Here is a 4,574-nt window from a genome sequence, read left to right as displayed (position 1 = left end):
AACCAACAGGGTCAGTCGTTGAAGTCTTCCCAGCCGCCCATTTGTTTCCAGCGATTGACGATGCCGCAGAACAGCTCTGCCGTCTTCTCGGTGTCATAGCGAGCCGAGTGAGCCTCGCGACCGTCGAAATCGATATCGGCAGCCTGACAGGCCTTGGCCAGTACGGTTTGACCGTAAGCCAGGCCGGCAAGGGTCGCGGTGTCGAAGCTGGAGAACGGATGAAACGGGTTACGTTTCATGTCCAGGCGTGCGACCGCTGCGTTGAGGAAGCCTAGGTCGAAGCTGCTGTTGTGGCCGACCAGAATCGCCCGTTTGCAACTGTTGGCTTTCAGAGCCTTGCGAATGCCACGGAAGATATCGGTCAGGGCCGCTTCTTCACTCACCGCCATGCGCAGCGGGTGATCGAGTTTGATCCCGGTGAATTCCAGCGCAGCCGCTTCGATGTTCGCGCCTTCAAAAGGCTCTACACGGAAGAAGTAGGTGTGATCGGGGTACACAAACCCTTTCTCGTCCATCGCGATGGTGGTCGCCGCAATTTCCAGCAGGGCGTCGGTGGCCGAGTTGAAACCACCGGTTTCTACGTCGACGACAACCGGCAGGTAGCCACGGAATCTGGCAGCCATCGGATGACGAGGGCCGCCTCCACCGCCTTGACCGTCCTGTTCGTCGTCGAAATGGTCTTCACTCACGCGTGTTCCTCCAGCAGGCGCCAGCGCAGTTTTTCACCGGCGCGCAGCGGGATAACGGTCAGCTCGCCAAATGGCAGGCTGGTTGGGGCGGTCCACTCATCGCGGACCAGAGTAATGCGGTCGGTGTTCGCTGGAAGACCATAGAAGCGCGGGCCGTTGAGGCTGGCGAAGGCTTCGAGCTTGTCCAGCGCGTTGCGTTGTTCGAACGCTTCGGCATACATCTCAATGGCTGCATAAGCGGTGTAGCAACCGGCGCAGCCACACGCGGCTTCTTTGGCGTGCTGGGCGTGGGGTGCCGAGTCGGTGCCCAGGAAGAATTTTTCGCTACCGCTGGTGGCGGCGTCGAGCAAGGCTTCCTGGTGCGTATTGCGCTTGAGAATCGGCAGGCAATAGAAGTGCGGCCGAATTCCGCCCACCAGCATGTGGTTGCGGTTGTACAGCAGGTGATGCGCAGTGATGGTCGCGCCGACGTTGGCCGAAGCCTCGTTGACGAACTGCACGGCATCGGCGGTGGTGATGTGTTCGAACACCACTTTGAGCGTCGGGAAACGCTCGACCACACGACGCATGTGCTCATCGATGAAGATTTTTTCGCGGTCGAACACGTCGACATCGCCACGGGTGACTTCACCGTGAATCAGCAAAGGCATCCCGACGTCGGCCATGGCCTCAAGCGCAGGGAAGATTTTGTCGATGCTGGTGACGCCAGAATCCGAGTTGGTGGTCGCTCCGGCCGGGTACAGCTTGGCGGCGTACACGAAACCGCTGGCCTTGGCCTCGCGAATTTCTTCAGGCTGGGTGCGGTCGGTCAGGTACAGCACCATCAACGGTTCGAAACGACTGCCGGCCGGGCGTGCAGCGAGGATACGCTGGCGATAGCCATCGGCTTCAGCGGCGTTACGCACCGGAGGTACCAGGTTGGGCATGATGATAGCGCGACCAAAGGTGCGCGCAACATCCGCAACGGTATTGGTCAACACGGCACCATCGCGAAGATGAATGTGCCAGTCGTCGGGACGCAGCAGGGTCAGGCGGTCGGACATGAGGGAATTCCAGGCGGGTCAAACTAGGGGGAATGCTACCGGAAAAGACACTTGCAGGCACTCGCTATCAAGTTTTGCCGGAACGTACCGATATGAACGAGGTATGCCGTTAACATACATGTGTCGGTATTTTTTGTCGTAGAAGCCAATGGAGCCTCMCGTGCGCCAGCGTTATTTATCCTTGCTCAGTGTGTTTGCCAGCCTTCCTGCAATGGCGCTGACTTTCCAGACACCACTGGAGAGCATTGAGTGGACGGTCGAAGGTGACAAGTTCGAATGCCGCCTGTCTCAGCCGGTCACCGATTTCGGGTCGGGTGAATTTGTGCGCCGTGCCGGCGAGCAGGCGACGTTTCGTCTGAACGCCTATAACGCGATGATCGGTGGTGGTTCGGCGACTTTGCTGGCGGCCGCCGCACCGTGGCAGCCGGGACGGGGTGATATCAACCTGGGATCCGTCAGAATCGGCAGCGGCAATGTGCTGTTCAACAGCTCGCAAGCTCAGGCTGGGCGCTTGATCAGCGGATTGATCGATGGCCGCAGCGCGGTGACCCGGCATACTTCCGGCGATGGCCGGGTGTCGGAAGTGCGTCTGTTGCCGGTCAAGTTCAACAAGGCATTCAGCGACTACCAAAGTTGCGTGGCGAAACTGCTGCCGAAGAATTTTGAACAGGTTAAAAAGTCCGAAATCGGCTTCCCGGGTGAAAGCATCGAACTTGATCCGCAGGCCAAGGCTCAGTTGCAAGTGATGCTGGAGTTCATGAAGGCTGATCCGTCGGTGAATCATATCGAACTCGACGGGCACTCCGACAACAACGGCAATCGCCTGACCAACCGCGAATTGTCGCGTCGCCGCGCACTGGCGGTGATGGACTATTTCAAGGCCAACGGCATTCAGGAGTCACAGATTACCCTGCGCTTTCATGGTGAACGCTACCCTGTGGCGCCGAACACCAACGCCGGCAATCGCGCGAAAAATCGTCGGGTGGCGGTGCGGCTGGAACGTGTGGCGCCGACCGAGCAAGTCGCGCCTCAAACTGCTACGGGCAGTACCCCGGCAACTTCCTGACTCGCCGGTCATGGTCGCCCTCTCGACAGATTCTGTCGCTTCGTCGTCATAAGCTGTCGCGCCTCTGTAAATTACCGCGTTTGACCGGTAGACTTCCCGGCTTTCCGTAGAACCCCGTGGAGTGATGGCATGGCGGACGTAAACAAGGTCGTTCTGGCGTATTCCGGCGGCCTGGACACTTCGGTGATCCTCAAGTGGCTGCAGGATACATATAACTGTGAAGTGGTGACGTTCACCGCTGACCTGGGTCAGGGCGAAGAGGTCGAACCTGCGCGCGCCAAGGCGCAGGCCATGGGCGTCAAAGAGATCTACATCGACGACTTGCGCGAAGAGTTCGTGCGTGATTTCGTTTTCCCGATGTTCCGCGCCAACACCGTTTACGAAGGCGAGTACCTGCTGGGTACTTCCATCGCTCGTCCGTTGATCGCCAAACGCCTCATTGAAATCGCCAACGAAACCGGCGCTGACGCCATTTCCCACGGCGCAACCGGCAAGGGCAACGACCAGGTTCGTTTCGAACTGGGCGCGTACGCCTTGAAACCAGGTGTGAAAGTGATCGCACCGTGGCGCGAATGGGACCTGCTGTCCCGTGAAAAGCTGATGGATTACGCTGAAAAGCACAACATCCCAATCGAGCGTCACGGCAAGAAAAAGTCCCCGTACTCGATGGATGCCAACCTTCTGCACATCTCCTATGAAGGCGGCGTGCTGGAAGACACCTGGACCGAGCACGAAGAAGATATGTGGAAATGGACCGTCTCCCCGGAGAACGCTCCAGACAAACCGCAATATCTGGAATTGACCTACCGTAACGGCGACATCGTTGCACTGGACGGCGTCGAGATGACCCCGGCCACCGTGCTGGCGACCCTGAACCGTATCGGTGGTGAACACGGTATTGGTCGTCTCGACATCGTCGAGAACCGTTACGTGGGCATGAAGTCCCGYGGYTGCTACGARACMCCTGGCGGCACCATCATGCTGCGYGCTCACCGYGCSATCGAATCGATCACACTGGACCGTGAAGTGGCTCACCTCAAAGATGAGCTGATGCCGAAATACGCCAGCCTGATCTACACCGGTTACTGGTGGAGTCCTGAGCGTCTGATGCTGCAACAAATGATCGACGCGTCCCAGGCCCACGTGAACGGTGTTGTTCGCCTGAAGCTGTACAAGGGCAATGTGATCGTTACCGGTCGCAAGTCTGACGAATCGTTGTTCGATGCCAACATCGCAACCTTCGAAGAAGACGGCGGTGCTTACAATCAGGCCGACGCGGCGGGCTTCATCAAGCTCAACGCCTTGCGTATGCGCATTGCTGCGAACAAAGGCCGGAAGCTGTTCTGAGATCGTTGAAGCGGTAATAGAGGTGTGGCCTTGTTGGTGACAAGGCCACAATTCTGAAAGGGAGGTTTTTCCTGTCGCGCATTGTGTTTTCAGCGTTCTTCTTGTTACTCGTACAATTCCTTCTGTTTTTGCTCTCTCAGAGTTTTTGAGCGTTGTCCTGTTCGGCTACCCGGCACTCAAGCCATAGTCGTCACACCCTGTGAGCTCACGTTATAAGCGACCCAGAACGCAKTGTTGCTGCGTTTTTTTGTTTGCTTTGAATGCTTGAGCGCGCTTTCTTTCAGTAGCGCTTCTGAATCGGTACACGTGAGAAAGACGATCAACCGTGCAGAAGATGGCTGAGGTGCCTGGACCTTCTCGAACAACGTGTTGAATTCCATTTTTTTGCTCATCCTTCGCACATCGACGATGTGTAGATCCTTTAACAAT

4 protein-coding genes and 1 pseudogene are annotated in these 4,574 nt (G+C 57.4%); 2 read left to right on the top strand and 3 right to left on the bottom strand.

The window, feature by feature from the left end:
• Window positions 1-11: 11 nt before the first annotated feature.
• Window positions 12-689: a ribonuclease T gene (rnt, locus tag AC1DRJ_RS19675; RefSeq protein ID WP_007943569.1), complete on the bottom strand. Its 678-nt coding sequence runs from the start codon at window positions 687-689 to the stop codon at window positions 12-14.
• Window positions 686-1,732, bottom strand: coding sequence for a dihydroorotase (gene pyrC, locus AC1DRJ_RS19670; protein ID WP_140668350.1), 1,047 nt, complete (start codon window positions 1,730-1,732; stop codon window positions 686-688). Before pyrC ends, rnt begins: the two co-directional genes overlap by 4 nt.
• A gap of 160 nt (window positions 1,733-1,892) precedes the next feature.
• Here pyrC and AC1DRJ_RS19665 point away from each other — a divergent pair, with 160 nt between their 5' ends.
• Together AC1DRJ_RS19665 and AC1DRJ_RS19660 are read left to right on the top strand one after the other, a co-directional pair.
• The gene (locus tag AC1DRJ_RS19665; RefSeq protein ID WP_477803616.1) at window positions 1,893-2,798 is read left to right on the top strand and encodes a flagellar protein MotY; all 906 of its coding nucleotides are present in this window, start codon (window positions 1,893-1,895) and stop codon (window positions 2,796-2,798) included.
• A 129-nt stretch (window positions 2,799-2,927) separates the two neighbouring features.
• Window positions 2,928-4,145: an argininosuccinate synthase gene (locus tag AC1DRJ_RS19660; protein ID WP_027922848.1), complete on the top strand. Its 1,218-nt coding sequence runs from the start codon at window positions 2,928-2,930 to the stop codon at window positions 4,143-4,145.
• A 176-nt stretch (window positions 4,146-4,321) separates the two neighbouring features.
• Here the strand turns inward: AC1DRJ_RS19660 and AC1DRJ_RS19655 are convergent.
• Window positions 4,322-4,574 (bottom strand): annotated as a pseudogene (locus AC1DRJ_RS19655) (hypothetical protein); the annotation flags it as partial.

This window comes from Pseudomonas sp. P5_B2 (assembly GCF_056400445.1).
This window is presented reverse-complemented; position numbering and strand designations above follow the sequence as displayed.